Source organism: Janthinobacterium sp. DSP2-3-3, from assembly GCF_049897325.1.
In the GTDB taxonomy this organism is placed as follows: domain Bacteria; phylum Pseudomonadota; class Gammaproteobacteria; order Burkholderiales; family Burkholderiaceae_D; genus Janthinobacterium.
On the sequence record NZ_JAFCWA010000009.1, the window covers coordinates 1 to 18,300 of the forward strand.

Sequence of the window (18,300 nt, forward strand, 5' to 3'; positions counted from 1 at the left end):
CCGTCCATCTGCGCAGCACCGGTAATCATGTTTTTGATGTAATCGGCGTGGCCTGGGCAGTCAACGTGCGCGTAGTGACGCGCTGCCGTTTCGTACTCGACGTGAGCGGTGTTAATCGTGATACCGCGCGCTTTTTCTTCTGGTGCCGCATCGATCTGGTCGTATGCTTTAGCTTCGCCGCCGAATTTCTTCGACAGAACCGTTGCGATTGCAGCGGTCAGCGTGGTTTTACCGTGGTCGACGTGGCCGATGGTGCCGACGTTGACGTGCGGCTTGGTCCGTTCGAATTTACCTTTTGCCATTTTGAACTCCTAATGATTTGATTAGATTGCTCAGGCACACGCCCGACGGTCTGGTTTGAATTGCTTCTGTGCTGCCTGCTGCGAATTCTGGTGCCCTTGACGTGGATCGAACACGTGGCCTCTCCCTTACCAAGGGAGTGCTCTACCACTGAGCTACAAGGGCTGTAATTTGTTGCATGCGATGCATCAAGCATCTGAACGGAAACTGGAGCGGGTGAAGGGAATCGAACCCTCGTCGTAAGCTTGGAAGGCTTCTGCTCTACCATTGAGCTACACCCGCGAGGTATCGTTCACTTTATCTTCACTTACTTGCTATTACTTTGCTACTACCCAGTTTTCCTTGCAAAAACTTGGTGGAGGGGGCTGGATTCGAACCAGCGTACTCATAGAGAACAGATTTACAGTCTGTCGCCTTTAACCACTCGGCCACCCCTCCGCGGGAACCGCAGAGTATGAAGCATCTACTCACAACTGTCAACCTTATTTACTGATGCCTGACTGCTGCATTTGCGTATAAAGAAGAAGTTGGCTGCTTCGGGGCGTGATTATAAGCTCCCGATTTGAGAATGTGCAAGGGTTGGCGCGAAAAAGTCGACTTTTTTCGCATTTTTTTTATCGCCCCTGCCGGCAAGCCGCATTTCTCCGTCATTCACCCCGCATTTTTCCTGTTTACCGGGCGTCAGGCGGATGCATCCAGGCGTTGCCAAGGGGCTTATATTTACGCAACAACTGCTGATGCAGGCCGGACAGCACGGGCAATTTGGGGTTGCGCGGATCCAGGCGGCGTACACCGGCAATAAACGTCAGCGCCTGCTGCCCCATGCGTTCATCCCAGCCTTCGTGTTCCAGGCATTTCAGTACCGCCACGGCCGCATTGAACACCACTTGCGGATTGTCGGGCAGGCGCGTGACGGCTTCACCCATCAGATCGACGGCACCGCGGAAATCGCCTTCTCCCGCCTTGGCGGCGCCGGCCGCCACCATGTCGGCCACTTCCTGGCGGCTTTGCCGCGCCAGCGCCTTGGCCAGCTCCTCGCGCCCCGCCTGCTCGAACACGGCCATGGCGCGCGTCATGGCGGCGCTGTCGGGCGCATTGCGCATGACTTCGCGCATCACCTCGGCCGCGCCGTCTTCACGCCCATGCGCCAGGCAATGGCGCGCCAGTTCCGTCTTGAGCATGTTCGAGCCGCCCACGCTGTGGCGGTTGGCGGTCAGGGCGGCGTCGAGCGACTGCTGCAGCCGCTCCTCGTTGCCTGTATGCGCATGCAGCATGGCGCTGCACAGGGCGCTGCACAGTTCCGTATTCTTTTGCCCGCCCATCGACTTGTCGAGGTCACGGATCACGGCACCCACCTGCAGCGGGTCGCCCTTGCGCACCAGGGTCTGCACCAGGCGCACATGGTCTTCCGGGTCGCGGAATTCCGAATACTTGGCTTTGCTGACCACCAGCCTCAGGGCTTTTTCCGCCATCTCGACATCGTCGGCCGCCAGGGCCGCCTCGCCCAGGCGGCGCAAGCGGCGCACGGCATGCGGCGACAGGGCCACCGCCTCGCTCAGGGCTGCCTGCGCCAGTGCCGGCTTGCCTTGCGCCAAATGCGTGCGCGCCAGCCAGTCATACGCGTCGAGAAAACGCTTGTTGTTTTCCAGCAGCCCTTCCAACGTGCCCTGCGCCGCTTCGTACTCGCCCAACAGGAACTGCGTCTTGGCTTGCCCCAGGCGCGCCCAGCCGATGGCCTTGGCGTCGTACAGGGCTGCGTAGATCGGCTCAGCGTCGGCCGCCTCGCCCAGCAGCAAATGCAATTCCGCGCGCAGGCGCAGGAAATCGGTGGCGTAGCGGGGATACAGGCTGGCGCCCTCGGCGCAGGCGGCAATCGCCGCGCGCTCATTGCCCACGTCGATCAACTCATACACGGGCACGAAGGCATTGCGCTTGTCCAGCGCGCGACCGATACGCTCCAGCATGTTGTCAGCGGTAAATGGCTTGAGGATGTAGTCGGTGGGTAACAGTTCGACAGCGCTGACCACCTTGGCGAAGCTGCCTTCCCCCGTGACCATGAAAAACATGGTCGACGCGTGCATTAATTTGTGGTGGCGCAAGTCTTCCAGCATCTGCTGGCCATCCTGCCCGCCGTCGAGATCGTATTCGCACAAGATCAAATCATACGATTTGCTGCCCAGCATGCGGATCGCCTGGCCCGAGCTGGCCGCGTCATCGATCTTCGCCAGGCCGCACAGGTTGAGCATATTGTGCAGGCTGGCGCGCATGCCCGGATGCGGCTCGATGATCAGTGCGCTAAGGCCCTTGAGTTCTTTCATGTCGTAATGTCCGAAAACTCTGCGGCGCGCCACACTGGTGCGTGGCGCCGGCCAGCATGAGGCAGCCGAGTATATGACGGCGCCGCCCGCAAGGGAATGGTGTCGTGCCAAAAAACGCCAAGGAAGTTGGCAAGGAAGTTGCAACTCAAGCGGTGGCGCGCTCCGGATGCCACAGTTGCGGCGCGTAGTCGATCAGGTCCAGCAGCGCCGTCACCACTTCCGGATCGAACTGGCTGCCGCTGCGCTGTTCGATGTATTCGCGCACCTGCGGATACGGCCACGGCTCCTTGTAGGGCCGCTCGTGCAGCAAAGCATCGAAGACGTCGACCACGGCAACGATGCGCGCAGCCACGGGAATGGCGCGCCCCTTGATGCCATTCGGATAGCCGGCGCCATCGAAATGCTCGTGGTGGCCGCCGGCGATTTGCGCACCATACGTGAGGTAGCTATCGCCGTCGACCATGTTGGCAGCCCGCTCGAGGATGGTGCGCCCGACGCTGGCATGCAGCTGCATCTGCGTCCGCTCCTCGTCGGTATGCTTGCCCGGTTTCAGCAGCACGGCGTCCGGCGTGGCCACCTTGCCCACGTCGTGCAAGATGCTGGCCAGGCCGATCATGTCGAGCAGTTGCGGCGTGAGCTCGTCCGGGTACACGCCGCGCTGCTGCATGCGTCGGGCGATGGCGTCAGACAATTGCTGCACCCGCCGCACATGGCCGCCCGTGTTGCTGTCGCGGAATTCGGCCAGGTCGGCCAGCGCCACCACGGTCGCTTCCTGCGCCTTGCGCAGCTGGCCGAACATGTACAGGTTGTCAAAGGCGGCGGCGATGCGTTGGCAAAACACTTCCAGCAAATCGCGCTGGATCTGCGCCAGCGGCCACGGCGGCGTGACGGAGATGGCCAGCTCGCGGTTGCCTTCCGTGTGGATGAACAGCACATTGGCCGGATGCTCGAACTGGCTGCGCTTTTCCGCAAACGCCTTGGCGATCGTAGGGGTGAGCGCATGGTCGGCCGGCAGGGCTTCCGACTCGGCCAACATGGCATAGCTGCCCGTGGCGGCGACCACCTCGGGCCGCCCGGCGCCACCCTGCATCAGACACAGCACGCCGTCGGCACCCACGTCGAGGATGGCGCTGACCTGGTTCAGCACGCCGGAAGCGAATTCGCGCAGCGAATGGATCTGGTACAGATTGGTGGCGCCGGCAAGTATCTTGCCCAGGCCGATGCGACTGCGCTCGAGCATCATCAGGCTCTCGTAGGCGCGCAGGGCCGAGATGACGGTGGTAAACAGCTTTTGCGTCGTCAGTTCCGTCTTGGCCTTGTAATCGTTGATGTCGTATTCGATGATGACGCGCTGTTCGGGTGCCTGGCCCGGCTGGCCCGTGCGCAGCACGACGCGCACGATGGAGTTGTTCAGGTCGGCGCGGATGCGCTTGGCCAGGATCAGGCCTGCGTCATCCGTTTCCATCACCACGTCGAGCAGCACCAGCGCGATATCGGGCGTGTCGCGCAGGATGTCATACGCTTCGCGGCCGCTGTAGGCGGAAAACAGTTCTAGTTCGCGCCCCTTGAAGCTGACATTGCGCAGCGCCAGCCGCGTGACCGCATGCACATCCACATCATCATCGACGATCAAGACACGCCACAGGCGCTGGTCGGGCGCGGCCAGCCCGGCAGGACTGGCCACCGGCTCATCCTCGTCGAGCAGCCAGTTATCATCTGCATCGGCTTTGAGGTCGGTCATGAATACTCCTAATGGATAAGTTCGATGTGGACGCTGCGTTGAGGCATAGCAAGCATAATCAGATTAGATGCTGCTTACAACAGGATTCTGCGTACCGCCTTCGCCAGCGGCCGGCGCTGGCACCGATGCACCGCCGCGCGTGGTGCCGCCACAATTGTCCTGGCCCGGCCCGACTGCCTGGTAGCGCACTTCATACTTGCCTGCGCTGAGCTGTTCCACCAGCAGCTTGTCGTTGGCGAGGATATACAGGTAGCGCACGTTCGAGCGCCGCTCCGTGTCATACAGTTTGACGAACACGGGCGCGGCATTATTGCTGTTGTCGATGCTGACGGCCAGCTCCTCACCCTTGTTACTGATCGGAAATCCATCGACATAGCCGGAATGCACTGGCCAGGGTTCGCCGTTCGGCGCCACCAGCGATGCGGATTCTGCCTTGCCTGCGCCATCGCAGGCAGGCTGGATGGCTTTCAGACTCAGCTGGGAAACGGCCAGCACACGGATCTCGGGCGTCTTCGCTTCATGGGGTTCCGGTGCATATGGCTTGCCCACCGCCCAACTGTCGACTGCCACGGTCTCGTCTTTCGATGGCGGCGGCGCGGCAGTGGCCGCTGACGTGGCCGCTTCTGCATGGAGTTTGGCGCCATCGCGGGCCAGCCCGCTCCAGGCCGATGCCAGTGCGGCCGGCACGGGCTGGGAGGTATCGAGCATCAGCAAGGCGCCCAGCCAGCCCAGCAACAGGCAGACAAACAGGCTCAGCCACCAACGCCAGTTGCGCCAGACGGGCTGCAGGCCGCGCCGCGGCTGGCCCTTTGGTGGCGGCACGTCCTGCGCCCAGGCGTGTTCATGCGATTGGGCATGACCTTTCGCGCGGCCATCGCGGCTCTTGCCCTCTTCCTGGTGGGTGCTTTCCAGCCATTCGATTTCCCACTCCTCGGCAGCGATCCACTCGTCGTGTTCCCTGCGACGTTGTGGATCGGACAAGGTGCCATAGGCGCTGTTGAGGATCGCCATGATGCGGGCGGCCTTTTCGTCGCCGGGATTCTTGTCCGGGTGGTATTTCTGGCTGAGGGCTTTGTACGCGGCACGTATGACTTCCTGCGGCGCCAGGCGCGCCACTTTCAGGTTGTCATAGTGTGTATGTATCTTTCCCATCGTTCTATCTTGAAATCGGTGCGCGGCGACGGGTTCTTGCAGGATGGAACCGTGCTGTGTCGGTCATCATAAACGATATGACAAGATAATAACCACCGGCGGAGAGGAAATTGCAGGGCGAGACTGCCCTGCCTTGATATTGCAGTGCTTACAAGCGATGACTGCGGTCAGCGGACAACAGGGCTTCCGGCAACTCCACGCGGTGCCCCACCGCCAGCACCTTGAACAATTCCCCCATCTCGGCCGGCGACACCAGCTTTTGTACGGCGCTGGCCTGCGGCAAGTACGTTTTGACCTGCTCCGGATCGGTGCGCAGCAGCAAGTCGCCGATGCCAGCGCCCAGCAGGAAGGACGCCTGGTTCATGTACGCGAGCACATCGAGACCCGCATCCTGCGCCGCCACCGCCATGGCCGTGAAGTCGACGTGGGCCGTGATGTCTTGCAAGCCGGGCAGATAAAACGGCTCCGCATGGGCGTGGTGGCGGTAATGGCACATCAGGGTGCCCGTGGCGCGCAAGTCCAGGTAATATTCATGCGCCGGGAAGCCATAATCGAACAGCACGGCCGCGCCACCCTTGCCATTGGTCAGCATGCGCGCCAGCGAGCGCATGAAGCCGCAGGCGACGCCGTGGATTTCGCTGACATAGCCGACCGGCAAGGCATCAGCCTCAGGCACCTGGGCGGCGATCTGCGCGGCCACGTCGGCACCGGCCAGGCGCTCGACAAACACGAACTGGCCATCGGCAATGCTGACATCGAGTTCGCACCAGCCGGCGGGCGTCTTGCTAATCAGGTTGACGGGCATGGCGTCCAACACTTCATTGCCGAACACGGCGCCTTCGAAACTGTCGGGAAAGCCGTCGAGCCACACCACTTGCGGGAAACTGGCCAGCGCCAGCTCCTGGCGCGCGCGCAATTCGCCGGACAATTCGACGATCGCATACTGTTCGACAGGGATGCCGGCGCTGGCCGCTTCCGTCAGGATATCGCAGGCCAGCTTGCCCGTGCCGGCGCCGAATTCGAGGATGCGCGGGGCCGTTTGCGCCATAATAGCGGCTGCCACATGGGCCAGCGTGGCGCCGAACAGGGGCGAAATCTCCGGCGCGGTTGTAAAATCGCCATCTTTGCCCAGCTTCGCGGCGCCGCCGCTGTAATAGCCGAGGTCAGGCGCATACAGCGCCAGCTCCATGAAGCGGACAAAGGGAATGGCGCCGTCATTGCGCGCGATTTCGGCGGCAATCTGGTGCTGCAAGGCATGGGACGCGGCCAGCGCGTCGCTATCGGGTGCGGGAAGAGACATTCCCGCATTGTAGCGAATCGGCGGGCCACGGCGCCAGTGTCGGCTATGAAGGCCATGGTGGCCAGGCGCACTTCACACTCAAGCACAGTAAATAAAGACATGACTCCAGCATCGACACTGCCACACAGCACTCACCGAGTCGCCCTCGTCACGGGCGCGGCGCGCCGCATCGGCCGCGCCATCGCGCTGGGCCTGGCGCGCGACGGCTGGGATATCGCCGTGCACTACCGCAACTCGCACGAGGAAGCGCTCAGCCTGGTGGCGGAAATCGCTGCGCTGGGCCGCCGCGCGCAAGCGTTCCCCTGCGACCTGGCGCGGGAAGACGCCGTGCGCCAGCTGTTGCCGCAAGCACAGGCGGCGCTGGGACCGGTCACTTGCGTGGTCAACAACGCCTCGTTGTTTGAATACGACAATGCCGGCGATTTTTCCGTCGCCGCGCTCGACGCCCACATGCACACCAACCTGGCCGCCCCCATCCTGCTGGCGCAAGCCTTGTACCAGGCCACCCCAAGCGGCGGGCAAGCCGTGGTCATCAACTTGCTGGATCAAAAACTGTACAATCTCAATCCTGATTTTTTATCGTACACCCTGTCCAAGGCGGCGCTGCTGTCGGCGACTACCATGCTGGCCCAGGCGCTGGCGCCGAAAGTGCGCGTGGTGGGCATCGCCCCCGGCATCACCATGGTTTCCGGCGAGCAGACGGAAGCGAACTTTGCCAAGGCGCATGAAAACACGCCGCTGGGACGCTCCAGCACGCCCGAGGATGTGGCCGACTGCGTCTGTTACGTGGCCGGCGCGCGCGCGCTGACGGGCACGACCCTGCTGGTCGATGGCGGTCAGCATTTGATCGGCTTGCCGCGCGACGTCATGTTTTTGACCAAATAATCAGTAGCCATACCAAACAACCAGCATTCCAGCATCCCCTAAAAGGTAAAACTATGTCGTCCGCCCTGTCCCACCCTCGCCTGGCCGATTGCCGCCGCCTGTTCCTGCGCAATTACGAAGTCCTCATCAACATCGGTGTCTATGACTTCGAGAAAAAGGGCGAGCAGCGCGTCCTCATCAACGTCGACCTGTACATTCCCCTGGCCCTGTCGACGCCGAAGGATGACCAGCTGGACGAGGTGGTCGATTACGACTTCATGCGCGAAACCATCGCCAAACGCATGGCGCAAGGCCACGTGCAGCTGCAGGAAAGCCTGGTCGACGACGTGCTCGCTGCCATGCTGGCGCACCCGCGCGTGCGCGCCGCGCGCGTGTCGAGCATGAAACCGGACGTGTATCCCGACTGCGAAGGCGTGGGCGTGGAAGTATTCAAGATCAAGGATGAAGCATGAGCAACATGAACAACAACGCAGTGATGGAAACGACGACAACGGCCGTGGAATTCCCGGCCAACGTGGAAGCGCAGAAACTGGCGCGCAAGAAGGCGGAAAAGATCGCCCTGGAAAACAACAAGCTGCACAAGCGCTTGTGCCGCCTGGTGGGGCAAGCCATCGGCGATTTTAATATGATTGAAGACGGCGACAAGGTGATGGTGTGCCTGTCCGGCGGCAAGGATAGCTACGCGCTGCTGGACATCCTGATGACCTTGCGCGAACGCGCACCGATACACTTCGATATCGTCGCCGTCAACCTGGACCAGAAGCAGCCGAACTTCCCGCCGGAAATCCTGCCCGCCTACCTGACGGAACTGGGCGTGGCCTTCCACATCGAAAACCAGGATACCTACAGCATCGTCAAGCGCCTGATCCCGGAAGGCAAGACGACTTGCTCGCTGTGCTCGCGCCTGCGCCGCGGCATCCTGTACCGCGTGGCCGACGAGCTGGGCGCCAACAAGATTGCCCTGGGCCACCACCGCGATGACATCCTGGAAACGTTCTTCCTGAATATGTTCTTCGGCGGCAAACTGAAAGGCATGCCAGCCAAGTTGCAATCGGACGACGGCAAGCACATCGTCATCCGCCCGATGGCCTATGTGAAGGAAGAAGACACGCAGCGCTATGCGGAAGTCAAAGGCTTCCCCATCATTCCATGCGACCTGTGCGGTTCGCAGGAAAACCTGCAGCGCAAGCAGATCAAGGGCCTGATGCGCGAATGGGACAAGAAATTCCCCGGCCGCGTGGAAAGCATCTTCTCGTCCCTGTCAAACGTGGCGCCATCGCACCTGATGGACCCGAAACTGTTCGGCTTCAAAGATTTGAAGGCCGATGGCATGGCCAACCCCATGGGCGACATCGCCTTCGATGAAGAGCCGTGCTCGACGCCGACGACGTTCGGTACCATCGCGCTGCAGCAAGGCTGACATTGAGGCACGGCGCCATCATGGCGATGGCGCCATCGCCTGTCCTAATTTAAAACGCTTCCCAGTCGTCGCCGGCCAGCGCTTTCGCGGGCGCAGGTGGCTTCGCCTTGACGGCTATGCTGCGCGCTGCAACACGCGGCGCCGGCGCAGGGCGCGCCACTGCTGGCTGTGGTGCCGGGCGGCGCAGCAAGCCTGGCTGTTCACGCAACTTGAATACGCTGACCACTTGCGCCAGGCCGTGCGCCTGCTCTTGCAGCGAACCGGCGGCCGCTGCCGCCTCTTCCACCAGCGCCGCATTTTGCTGGGTCACCTGGTCCATCTGCGTGATGGCCTGGTTGACTTGCTCGATGCCGTGCGTCTGCTCCTGGCTGGCACTGGAAATCTCGCCGATGATATCGGTCACGCGCTTGACGCTGGAGACCACTTCATCCATCGTCGCGCCAGCCTGGTCGACCAACTTGGCGCCCATGCCCACCTTGCTGACGGAATCGTCGATCAAGCCCTTGATTTCCTTGGCCGCCTGGCTTGACCTCTGCGCCAGGTTGCGCACTTCGGACGCCACCACCGCAAAGCCGCGCCCCTGCTCGCCGGCCCGCGCCGCTTCCACCGCTGCATTAAGCGCCAGGATATTCGTCTGGAAGGCGATACCGTCGATGACGCTGATGATGTCGACGATCTTGCGCGACGACTCGTTGATCGAGCCCATGGTCGCCACCACTTCGGCCACCACCGAGCCGCCGCGGCTGGCGATGCCGGCCGCCGTGATCGCCAACTGGTTGGCCTGGCGCGCATTGTCCGCGTTCTGCTTGACGGTGCTGGTCAGTTCTTCCATCGACGACGCCGTTTCTTCCAGCGAACCGGCCTGCTGTTCCGTGCGCGATGACAGGTCCAGGTTACCGGCGGCGATTTCCGACGATGCCGTGGCGATGCTGTCCGTGCCGCTGCGCACTTGGCTGACGATGCTGACCAGGTTGTTGTTCATATTGCCCAGGGCCGTGAGCAGCGCACCCATTTCATCCTTTGCCGTCGTAGCAACGGTCTGCGTGAGGTCGCCGGCAGCCACCGTTTCGGCCAGCGCCAGCGCCTGGCGCAGCGGACGCATGATGCCCGTCGTCAGCAGCCACGAGCACAATACGCCGAACGCTACCGCAAACAGGGTCAGCAGGCTGATGACGGTAGTGTCATGCACGGCGGAGGCATCGATCTGCTTGGCCGTCGCATCGATGCTTTCGCGCTGCAAGGTCACCAGTTCCTGCAGCAAATCCTGGTAAACCTGGGCGGCCGGCGTGAACGCACTGTCGAGGATTTTCGCCGCGCCTTCCACGTCGCCATCGGCCTTGGCCTTGACGGCGCCGTCGCGCGAGGCGCTGTATACCTTGCGCTGCTCAAGGATCTTGGCGAACAGGGCTTTTTCCTTGTCGCCCGCGACCAGCGGCTCGATCTGCTTGAGCAATTCGGCCGCCTTCTTCACCGAGGCGGCCGAGTCTTCCTTGAAATACGGTCCCAGCGCCGGGTCGCTGCTCTTGACGATGGCGGCCGTGCGGCGGATCGAGGCAAAGTTCAAGCCATACCAGTCGGTAATCAGGCGTTCCTTGGTCAGAGGTTCGGCCATCATGGCGCGCGTCGACGTCGCCACCTCATTCAGGCGCCACACGCCCACAGTAGCGATCAGAACGGTCATTGCCAGGATCAGGACAAAGCCGATGCTTAGGCGCTTGCCGATCTTGATATTTGCGATAAAGCCCATGGTGTCTTTTCTCTAAGTAAGTGCATCGAAGATATATTTAATTCCATATGGAATTTAATATATTGCAGATTATACATTATTGAAATATATGTAGCTGATTTATTGATTTTGGGAAATGTTTCTGTTAAGTTAAAAATCTCCTCTGCAACTACAGGCGCGCCGTGCGTATCCGCCCGTCTGTCTCTCAAAGAAATCTATGAAATTTTCCGCATTGCCCCTGAAACAAATTACCCTCGCCGCCACCCTCGTCTGTGCCGGCAGCGCCCAGGGCGCAGCCCTGCCGCACGCCATCGCGGCCCAGCTCGCGGCCAACTACCCGGCCGTCGAAAGCTTGTACCTGGATTTGCACCGCCACCCGGAGCTGGCGTTCCAGGAAGTTCAAACGGCAAAGAAGCTGGCCGACAAGGTCAAGGCGCTCGGTTTTGACGTGACCACCGGCGTCGGCGGCACGGGCGTTGTCGCCATCCTGCGCAACGGCCCCGGCCCCGTCGTCATGCTGCGCACGGAAATCGACGCTCTGCCCGTGCTGGAAAAAACCGGCCTGCCGTTTGCCAGCAGCGCGGTCGCCAAGAACGCGGCCGGCGAAAGCGTGCCCGTGATGCATGCCTGCGGCCACGATGTGCACATGTCGGCCTGGTATGGCAGCGCCAAGCTGATGGCCGACAACCGCCAGCAATGGAGCGGCACCTTGATGCTGGTGGGTCAGCCGGCCGAGGAACCGCTGCTGGGCGCGGCCGCCATGTTGAAGGACGGCTTGTTTACGCGCTTCCCGAAACCGGACTACGCGCTGTCCTTCCACGATGAAGCCACGCTGCCATCGGGCACCGTCGGCTACCATGCCGGCTACTTCCGCGCCGCCGCCGACACCATCAGCATCACCGTGTATGGCCAGGGTGGCCACGGCGCCGCACCGCACGACACGCGCGACCCCGTCGTGATGGCCGCGCGCATCGTGCTGGCACTGCAAACGCTGGTCTCGCGCGAAAACAATCCGATGGACCCCGTTGTCATCACGGTAGGCAGCATCCATGGCGGCACGCAGGCCAACATCGTGCCCGACCAGGTCGCCATGCAACTGACAGTGCGTACCTTCAAGGATGCCGTGCGCAAGCGCGTGCTGGCCAGCATCGCGCGCGAAGTCAAGGGCGAGGCGTTTGCCGCCGGTGCGCCGAAAGAGCCGCTGGTGGAGATTCGCCCCGGCACGGACGCCGTCTACAACGACCCGGAACTGACCCAGCGCATGGTGTCTACCCTGCAAAAATCGCTGGGCGCGGCCAACGTGACGGAAATGCCGGCCAAGATGACATCGGAAGACTTCGCCAACTACGGCCAGGCCGGCGTGAAGGCGGTGCTGCTGCATATCGGCGCGGTGGAGCCAGGCAAGCTGGCGGCCGCCAAGGCCAGCGGCAAACCGCTGGCCGGCCCGCACTCGCCGCAATGGGCGCCCGAGTACCAGCCGACCATCAAGGCGGCGATCACGGCGGAAACGTCGATCCTGCTCGACTTGCTGGGCAAGAAACAGTAAGCAGGCAGCTGCATCCGGGGGAGCTTCCTCTCCCGGTTCGTCTCCCATTCCCGTCAGGTTGGTCGGATAGCCACTTCGTGTAAATGCCAGCTATCTGCCGCAAAACAATACCAGGCGATGGTGGCGCGCATGAACGCCATCATGGACCAAATCGAGGCGATCGAAAGCCGCCGGGGGAAATAAAACCCCAGGCAAAGGCCGGGGACTCGGCGTCCCCGTCAGACCCGAGGCTCTGCCCCCGGAGTTTCCGCTTCCGCCGCCGCAAACGCGGCCGCATCGCTCTCGAACATGTCTTCCAGCTCCTCGCGTGCCTGGCGCGTGAGCGACATGACTTTTTGCTGGTCCTGGAAGTGCGGCGCCACTTCCAGCAGGGTCTTCAGGTTATGCCGGCCAAAGATGCCGGCGGCGCGCTGCGCCCGTTCCGCGCTGTAGCCCACCTGCAGCAAGGTCTGCTCGCCCAGCAGCAGCGCCGCGGCGAAGGTCTCGCGCTCGATCAGGGTCACGCCGCGCTTCATCAATTCATAGTAATGCGTGACATTGCGCGCGCGCGCCAATATCGTCAGTTCGGGCAGGCGCAGGCGCACGGCGTCGACCAGGGCCAGGCTGTCGTCCACATTGTCGATGGCGATCACCAGCGCCTTCGCCTTCTCGATGCCCGCCGCCACCAGCAGGTCCACGCGCGTGGCGTCGCCATAAAACACCTTGAAGCCGAACTTGCGCAGCAGCTCGATCTGGTCCGGGTCGTGGTCGAGCACCGTCACGCCGATCTTGTTGGCTGCCAGCAGGCGGCCGATGATCTGGCCGAAGCGGCCAAAGCCGGCGATAACGATGGGGTTGTCCTGCGCCTCGATATGGTCGTCGGGGCGGCGCTTCTTTTCGCCTTGCAGGCGCGGCGCGACGAATTTGTCGTGCAACAGCAGCAGCAAGGGCGTAGCCACCATCGACAGGGTCACCACCACGACCAGCAGCGCGGCCGTCTGCGGCGCAAAGACATGCGCCGCCTCGGCGGCGGCAAACACGACGAAGGCGAATTCGCCCCCTTGCGACAGCAGCAACGCGAAGAACAGCTGCTGGCCGCGGGGAATGTCGACAAACTTCGACAGGCCATACAGCAAGGCGATCTTGACCGCCAACAGACCGGCCACCAGCGCCAGTATCAGCAGCGGCTGGGCGCGCAGCACGCCGAAATCGACGGACATGCCCACGGCGATGAAGAACAGACCCAAGAGCAGCCCCTTGAACGGTTCCAGGTCGCTGATCAACTCATGCCGGTATTCGGAATCGGCCAGCAGCACGCCCGCCATGAAGGTTCCCAGCGCCATCGACAAGCCCACCGATTCCATCAGCACGCAGATGGCGATCACCAGCAGCAGGGCAAAGGCCGTGAAGATTTCGCGCAAGTCCGTCTTGGCGATGAAGCGCAGGATGGGGTTGACGAGAAAGCGCCCGCCGATCACCAGCGCCGCCAGCACGGCGGCCAGCTTGGCCACGCGCAGCCAGCCCGGTTCACCGCTATGCGTGACCAGCCCGCCCAAGAGCGGCACCAGCGCGATCATGGGAATGGCGGCGATATCCTGGAACAGCAAAATCGAAAAGCCGGCGGAACCGGCCGGCGTGCTCATCAGTTTTCGTTCACCCAGGGTGGCCAGCACGATGGCCGTCGATGACAGCGATAGCCCCAGCGCGCCCACCAGCGCCGTGCGCCAGTCCACGCCGAACGCCATGGCGGCTGCGCATAGTCCCGCGCTGACGACGCCCACCTGCGCCCCGCCCCAGCCGAAAATGGGGCGGCGCAACAGCCACAATCGTTTGGGTTCGAGCTCCAGGCCGATCAGGAACAACAGCAGCACCACGCCGAATTCGGAAAAGCTGAGGATCACCTCGACATTCTTGATCAGGCCCAGGCCCCAGGGGCCGATGACGACGCCAGCCACCAGGTAGCCCAGCACGGCGCCCATGCCCAGGCGCTTGGCCAGCGGCACCATGATGATGGCGGCCACCAGGTAAAACAGTATGTTGATGAGAAAGCTGTGGTGTTCCATGCGGATTCAGGGCAGATATGTGGATGAAACGACATCATGCCTGAAGTGACGCACCAGCATGAATTTGCTGCCGCGCCAGGCCGGCTATTTACGCGCGGCCACCCGCAGCCGCAGCGCGTCGAACATTTTTCGGGATGCTGTCACGGCTCATGCTGTCGACGATCCAGCGAGGCGCCGCCGCCCGCTGCCGTCACCTTGATCTTGTCCACGTTGGGCATGAATTGCGGATAGCCGGCAAAATCCTGGATGGCCGCGCAGACGGTGGCCACGCTGGCCGGCATGCTGGTCGTGGCGGCAAAGGTCTTGCCGGGCATGCCAGCTTTGCTGACATCGCGCAAATCCAGCGCAGGCGTGTGGTCAGCGGATAACAAGCGGAACAGGCGGCCAATGCGAACAGCAAGGTCTTCATGGCTTTTCCCCGTCGATCTGCGCGCGCAGTGCTGCCACATCGACGCGCTTGAGGTAGCTTTCGATATTTTTCCACACGGCGTGGTAGCCGTAACCGCCATGTTTCAGCTCATCGATCGCCTTCTCGCGCGGCCAGCCCTGGTACAGCATGCGGTATATGGCGGCCATCATGCCCGTGCGGTCGGCGCCATGCAGGCAGTGCAGCAGCACGGGACCTTGCTGTTCGGCGCTACGGATACTGCGCATGGTTTCGATCACATGGCGATCGCGGATGGCCCAGGTATTGATGGGAATGCGGACAGCGCGGATGCCGCTGCCTTCCAGAACCTGCGTATCGGAGTGGAAAGAGCGCAGACTGATCACCGTCTTCACGCCCAGTGCCTGCAGTTGGGCCACGTCGGTACTGTCCAGCTTTGCGCTGCGGTACAGGACGGGCGTGACCTGGTGCAGATTCGACACCTGCGGCAGCGGTGTGGCCCACGCGGTATTGCGCTCCGGTGACAGCGGCGCCTGCGCGTCGGCGGAACTGGCCGCCATGGCCAGCGAGAACAGCAGGAGATGCGACAAGGTCATGACTTCCTCTTGTATGAAAACCACAGCAGTACGCCGGCCAGCAACAGCGATACCCAGTAATCGGTCGGCGCCCACCACAGCCAGTGCTTATGCCAGGCGATGTGGGCCGGATTGAAGTGCGCCACGCCATAGGCGGGATTGAGCACGAACCACAGGTAATCCTCGATGATCCAGAACAGCATGATGCAGCCGATGGCGCGGCACTCGAGGCGCAGCGACCATTGCGCCAGGAAGATCATGGGGAAATGGAAGAACAGGGCGATAAAGGGAAAGACCCAGGCATGGTAGCCGGTCATGGGCCGTCCGCCCCAGAAAATATCGAGCAGCCAATGGCTTTCGATGCGCCAGGTGGGTAGGTTCGCGGCCCAGCCGGCCGCCCCTTCGATCTGGATTTCCACCTGCGCAAAAAATAATCCCAGCAGCGCCACCCAGGCCAGGGTCAGGGCGATCTGCCAGGGTTTTGCCACGGCGCCCATCACGCCAGCACTTGCGCCAGCACGTCACAAGCGGCGCGCGGGCGGCCCAGGGCCAGCGCTTTTGCGCGCATCGATTGTAACTGCTCAGGATGATCGAGCAACAGGCGCACGCGGTACTCCAGGGTCACGGCGTCAAACGCCTTCAATGCCACGCCCTGCTCCAGCAGATAATCGGCATTGCGCTCTTCCTGCCCTGGAATCGGCGAGTTGACGATCATGGGCAAGCCCAAGGCCAGGCATTCCGAGGTGGTCAGCCCGCCCGGCTTGGTGATCACCAGGTCGGCGCACGCCATCAGGCGCTCGACTTCGCTGGTAAATCCCTGCGCCAGCAGGCGGCCCGGATACTGGCCGGCCAGTGCCTGCAGCGCCGCCAGCGCGGCGGCGTTTTTCCCCGCCAGCACGATCAGCTGGAAGTCGCCGGGCAAGGCCAGCAGGCGCGCGGCGACCGTTTCAAGGCTGCCCAGTCCCGCCCCGCCGCCCATCAACAGTATCGTCGTGCGCTGCGGATCGAGGCCAAATGCGTGCGCGCACTGCACGCGCTCGGGCAACTGCGCAAACGCGGGCATGATGGGGATGCCCGTCACGTGGATGCGGTCGGCGGGGATGCCTTCGTGGCGCATGCGGAATGCCACTTCGTCGGTGGCGGCGAAATAGCCCTGCATCTGTTCGTGCACCCACATGCGATGCAAGTCGAAATCGGTGACCTGCACCCACACGGGGCAAGCCAGCTGTCCCTGGCGCAGTGCGCGCGACAGCAGTTCGGCCGGCAGGAAATGCGTGCAGATGATGGCGTCGGGCTGGAAGGCTGCGATCTGCGCCATCAGCGCACGCGTGTTGAGGCGTTCGACGGCGCGGCGCAGGCGCTGCATCGAGCTGTCGCGCGGCGCATCGTGGGTGGCATGGTACAGATAGCCCCACAGCGCGGGCGCCTTGTTGACCAGCTTGATATAGAAATCCGTGTACAGCTTGCGAAATGCGGGCGTGACGAAATCCATTACGTCTAGATGCAGGGCTTGCGCCGCAGGGCCGGTGCCGCCATCGCGCGCCGCATACGCCTCGATGGCTTGCGCCGCGCGCATGTGGCCTGCGCCGGCCGAGACGCTCAAAAGAAGTATTTTTTTTGTCATGAAAAACCGATGCGTGAAACAGCTTAGCGCGGACGCGGAAGAGGAATTGGCAGGATAACATTGCCGCAAGCCGGCCGGATTGATATGGCCACGCGCGCGTGCATGTCGGCCCTAAGCAATGACGGGAACGGGCAAGGCCGACACTTTCCAGCTGCCATTGAGCTTGCGCTCCATCAAAGCCGGCATGGTGCTGGCGTCGGGCGCGCCTTTCTTGGTGAATTTCACCGGCATCAGCAGATAGATGGTGACCTTGTCATCGTCGGCCATGTCTTCTTCCTCTGGCGCCGGATTCCACCGCTTGTCGATGGCCAGCAGCGCATCGACACCGTCCGGCCAGGCCAGGTCCGTCAGGCGCGGATCGTCGCGCCGCAGCAGCTCGCCCGCCGCCAGGCTGGCCTGGTCGAGCGTGCGCCGTCCCAGGCGTGCCAGCAGCGCCACCGGAAAGCGCCATGGGCTGTGTTCCGTGAAGCCGTGCACGGTCAGCGGCCAGCGGGCCGGCAGGCAAATGGCCAGTTCGGTCATCGGGGATTGCTGGAACAGGCCGACCGTAAACAGCAGCTTGAAATCGCCCTTGCCGGCAATGCAGCTGATCCCCAGCGAAAAGCGCGGGTCGCCGCTGTCCGGGCTGAACACGGCAGGCAGTACCCAGCCGGCGCTATTGTGCATGAAGGTGCGGATCACATCCGGCGGCGAGGCGGACGCTTGCTGCGGCACGTCCAGTATGCTGATGCCGCCGGCGGCAGCGAGCAATTGGGCGATAGCGGGAAAGCCCCAGCCAGTGGCGATATCGACTGGCGCCTGGTTCCAGCGCGTATGCAGGCGGTTCGGATTGGCGCCCCGCTGCAGCAGCAATGCGACGACGTCCTGGTGGCCGCCAACGCAGGCGCTGTCCAGCGGCGACAGGATATTGTCCGGCAGGCCATCGACGGCAGCGCCATGCTCGAGCAGCCAGCGGCAGGTATCGAGATGGCCATCGCCTGCCGCCGCGTCCAGCGGCGTATGGTTGCGATAACCGGGCAAGGGCAGATCGATGTCCATGCCCAGCGATACGAGCAGGGCGCAGACGTCGCGGCTGCCGCCGGCCGCGGCCAGATGCAGCAGCGATTCGCCGTCATCCATGTTGTAGCGGCGCAAGGTCAACAGCAGCGGCGTGGCCTGGAGCAGGCTGCGCACCTGTTCCACCTGATTCTCGCCCACGGCGTCGCAGAGGCGAAAAAATGCCTCCCGGTGCTGGTTGTACAGTGTCTTGTTGCCCATCGCTGGCCTTTGCTCGTCGTGGCGGCGCC

The 18,300-nt window shown here is 62.7% G+C and carries 16 protein-coding genes and 3 tRNA genes; 4 read left to right on the forward strand and 15 right to left on the reverse strand.

The window, feature by feature from the left end:
• The 8 genes from ACP7DE_RS18160 to ACP7DE_RS18195 form a co-directional block, all read right to left on the reverse strand.
• Positions 1-302, reverse strand: a 302-nt coding sequence (locus ACP7DE_RS18160) for a GTP-binding protein (protein ID WP_426073397.1), incomplete at its 3' end; no start/stop codon positions are given.
• 88 nt (positions 303-390) lie between these two features.
• Positions 391-465 (reverse strand) — tRNA-Thr (locus ACP7DE_RS18165).
• A gap of 43 nt (positions 466-508) precedes the next feature.
• A tRNA-Gly gene (locus ACP7DE_RS18170) sits at positions 509-582 on the reverse strand.
• 71 nt (positions 583-653) lie between these two features.
• Positions 654-738, reverse strand: a tRNA-Tyr gene (locus ACP7DE_RS18175).
• Positions 739-971: 233 nt separating this feature from the next.
• Complete coding sequence (locus ACP7DE_RS18180; protein ID WP_426073398.1) at positions 972-2,618, reverse strand: response regulator; 1,647 nt, start codon at positions 2,616-2,618, stop codon at positions 972-974.
• Positions 2,619-2,763: 145 nt separating this feature from the next.
• Positions 2,764-4,359, reverse strand: a complete 1,596-nt coding sequence (locus ACP7DE_RS18185) for a DUF3369 domain-containing protein (RefSeq protein WP_426073399.1) — start codon at positions 4,357-4,359, stop codon at positions 2,764-2,766.
• A gap of 63 nt (positions 4,360-4,422) precedes the next feature.
• Complete coding sequence (locus ACP7DE_RS18190) at positions 4,423-5,511, reverse strand: J domain-containing protein (RefSeq protein ID WP_426073400.1); 1,089 nt, start codon at positions 5,509-5,511, stop codon at positions 4,423-4,425.
• Between the two features lie 148 nt (positions 5,512-5,659).
• Entirely contained in the window at positions 5,660-6,811 is a 1,152-nt protein-coding gene (locus ACP7DE_RS18195; protein ID WP_426073401.1) for a class I SAM-dependent methyltransferase, read from the reverse strand.
• Positions 6,812-6,910: 99 nt separating this feature from the next.
• Here ACP7DE_RS18195 and ACP7DE_RS18200 point away from each other — a divergent pair, with 99 nt between their 5' ends.
• The 3 genes from ACP7DE_RS18200 to ttcA are packed head-to-tail and all read left to right on the forward strand — an operon-like array spanning position 6,911 to position 9,116.
• Positions 6,911-7,696: an SDR family oxidoreductase gene (locus ACP7DE_RS18200; protein WP_426073402.1), complete on the forward strand. Its 786-nt coding sequence runs from the start codon at positions 6,911-6,913 to the stop codon at positions 7,694-7,696.
• A gap of 53 nt (positions 7,697-7,749) precedes the next feature.
• Positions 7,750-8,148 carry a dihydroneopterin aldolase gene (locus tag ACP7DE_RS18205; RefSeq protein WP_426073403.1) on the forward strand — a complete coding sequence of 133 codons (399 nt, stop codon included), beginning with the start codon at positions 7,750-7,752 and terminating at the stop codon, positions 8,146-8,148.
• Between the two features lie 5 nt (positions 8,149-8,153).
• Positions 8,154-9,116, forward strand: a complete 963-nt coding sequence (gene ttcA / locus ACP7DE_RS18210; RefSeq protein ID WP_426073622.1) for a tRNA 2-thiocytidine(32) synthetase TtcA — start codon at positions 8,154-8,156, stop codon at positions 9,114-9,116.
• 49 nt (positions 9,117-9,165) lie between these two features.
• Here the strand turns inward: ttcA and ACP7DE_RS18215 are convergent, their stop codons facing one another.
• Positions 9,166-10,863 carry a methyl-accepting chemotaxis protein gene (locus ACP7DE_RS18215; RefSeq protein WP_426073404.1) on the reverse strand — a complete coding sequence of 566 codons (1,698 nt, stop codon included), beginning with the start codon at positions 10,861-10,863 and terminating at the stop codon, positions 9,166-9,168.
• Positions 10,864-11,059: 196 nt separating this feature from the next.
• Here ACP7DE_RS18215 and ACP7DE_RS18220 point away from each other — a divergent pair, with 196 nt between their 5' ends.
• Positions 11,060-12,388, forward strand: coding sequence for an amidohydrolase (locus ACP7DE_RS18220; RefSeq protein ID WP_426073405.1), 1,329 nt, complete (start codon positions 11,060-11,062; stop codon positions 12,386-12,388).
• 218 nt (positions 12,389-12,606) lie between these two features.
• Here ACP7DE_RS18220 and kefC read toward each other — a convergent pair whose 3' ends face one another.
• The 6 genes from kefC to ACP7DE_RS18250 all read right to left on the reverse strand — a co-directional run bounded on the left by kefC (position 12,607) and on the right by ACP7DE_RS18250 (position 18,271).
• Complete coding sequence (kefC, locus tag ACP7DE_RS18225) at positions 12,607-14,430, reverse strand: glutathione-regulated potassium-efflux system protein KefC (RefSeq protein ID WP_426073406.1); 1,824 nt, start codon at positions 14,428-14,430, stop codon at positions 12,607-12,609.
• 140 nt (positions 14,431-14,570) lie between these two features.
• The gene (locus ACP7DE_RS18230; RefSeq protein ID WP_426073407.1) at positions 14,571-14,744 is read right to left on the reverse strand and encodes an SRPBCC family protein; all 174 of its coding nucleotides are present in this window, start codon (positions 14,742-14,744) and stop codon (positions 14,571-14,573) included.
• A gap of 91 nt (positions 14,745-14,835) precedes the next feature.
• On the reverse strand, positions 14,836-15,411 hold the full coding sequence (locus ACP7DE_RS18235; RefSeq protein WP_426073408.1) for a dual specificity protein phosphatase family protein: 576 nt from the start codon (positions 15,409-15,411) through the stop codon (positions 14,836-14,838).
• Positions 15,408-15,878 (reverse strand): hypothetical protein, encoded by a 471-nt coding sequence (locus ACP7DE_RS18240; RefSeq protein ID WP_230540300.1) that lies wholly within the window; start codon positions 15,876-15,878, stop codon positions 15,408-15,410. Before ACP7DE_RS18240 ends, ACP7DE_RS18235 begins: the two co-directional genes overlap by 4 nt.
• A gap of 8 nt (positions 15,879-15,886) precedes the next feature.
• Positions 15,887-17,014 carry an MGDG synthase family glycosyltransferase gene (locus ACP7DE_RS18245; RefSeq protein WP_426073409.1) on the reverse strand — a complete coding sequence of 376 codons (1,128 nt, stop codon included), beginning with the start codon at positions 17,012-17,014 and terminating at the stop codon, positions 15,887-15,889.
• Positions 17,015-17,125: 111 nt separating this feature from the next.
• Positions 17,126-18,271 (reverse strand): ankyrin repeat domain-containing protein, encoded by a 1,146-nt coding sequence (locus tag ACP7DE_RS18250; RefSeq protein WP_426073410.1) that lies wholly within the window; start codon positions 18,269-18,271, stop codon positions 17,126-17,128.
• Positions 18,272-18,300: the final 29 nt, after the last annotated feature.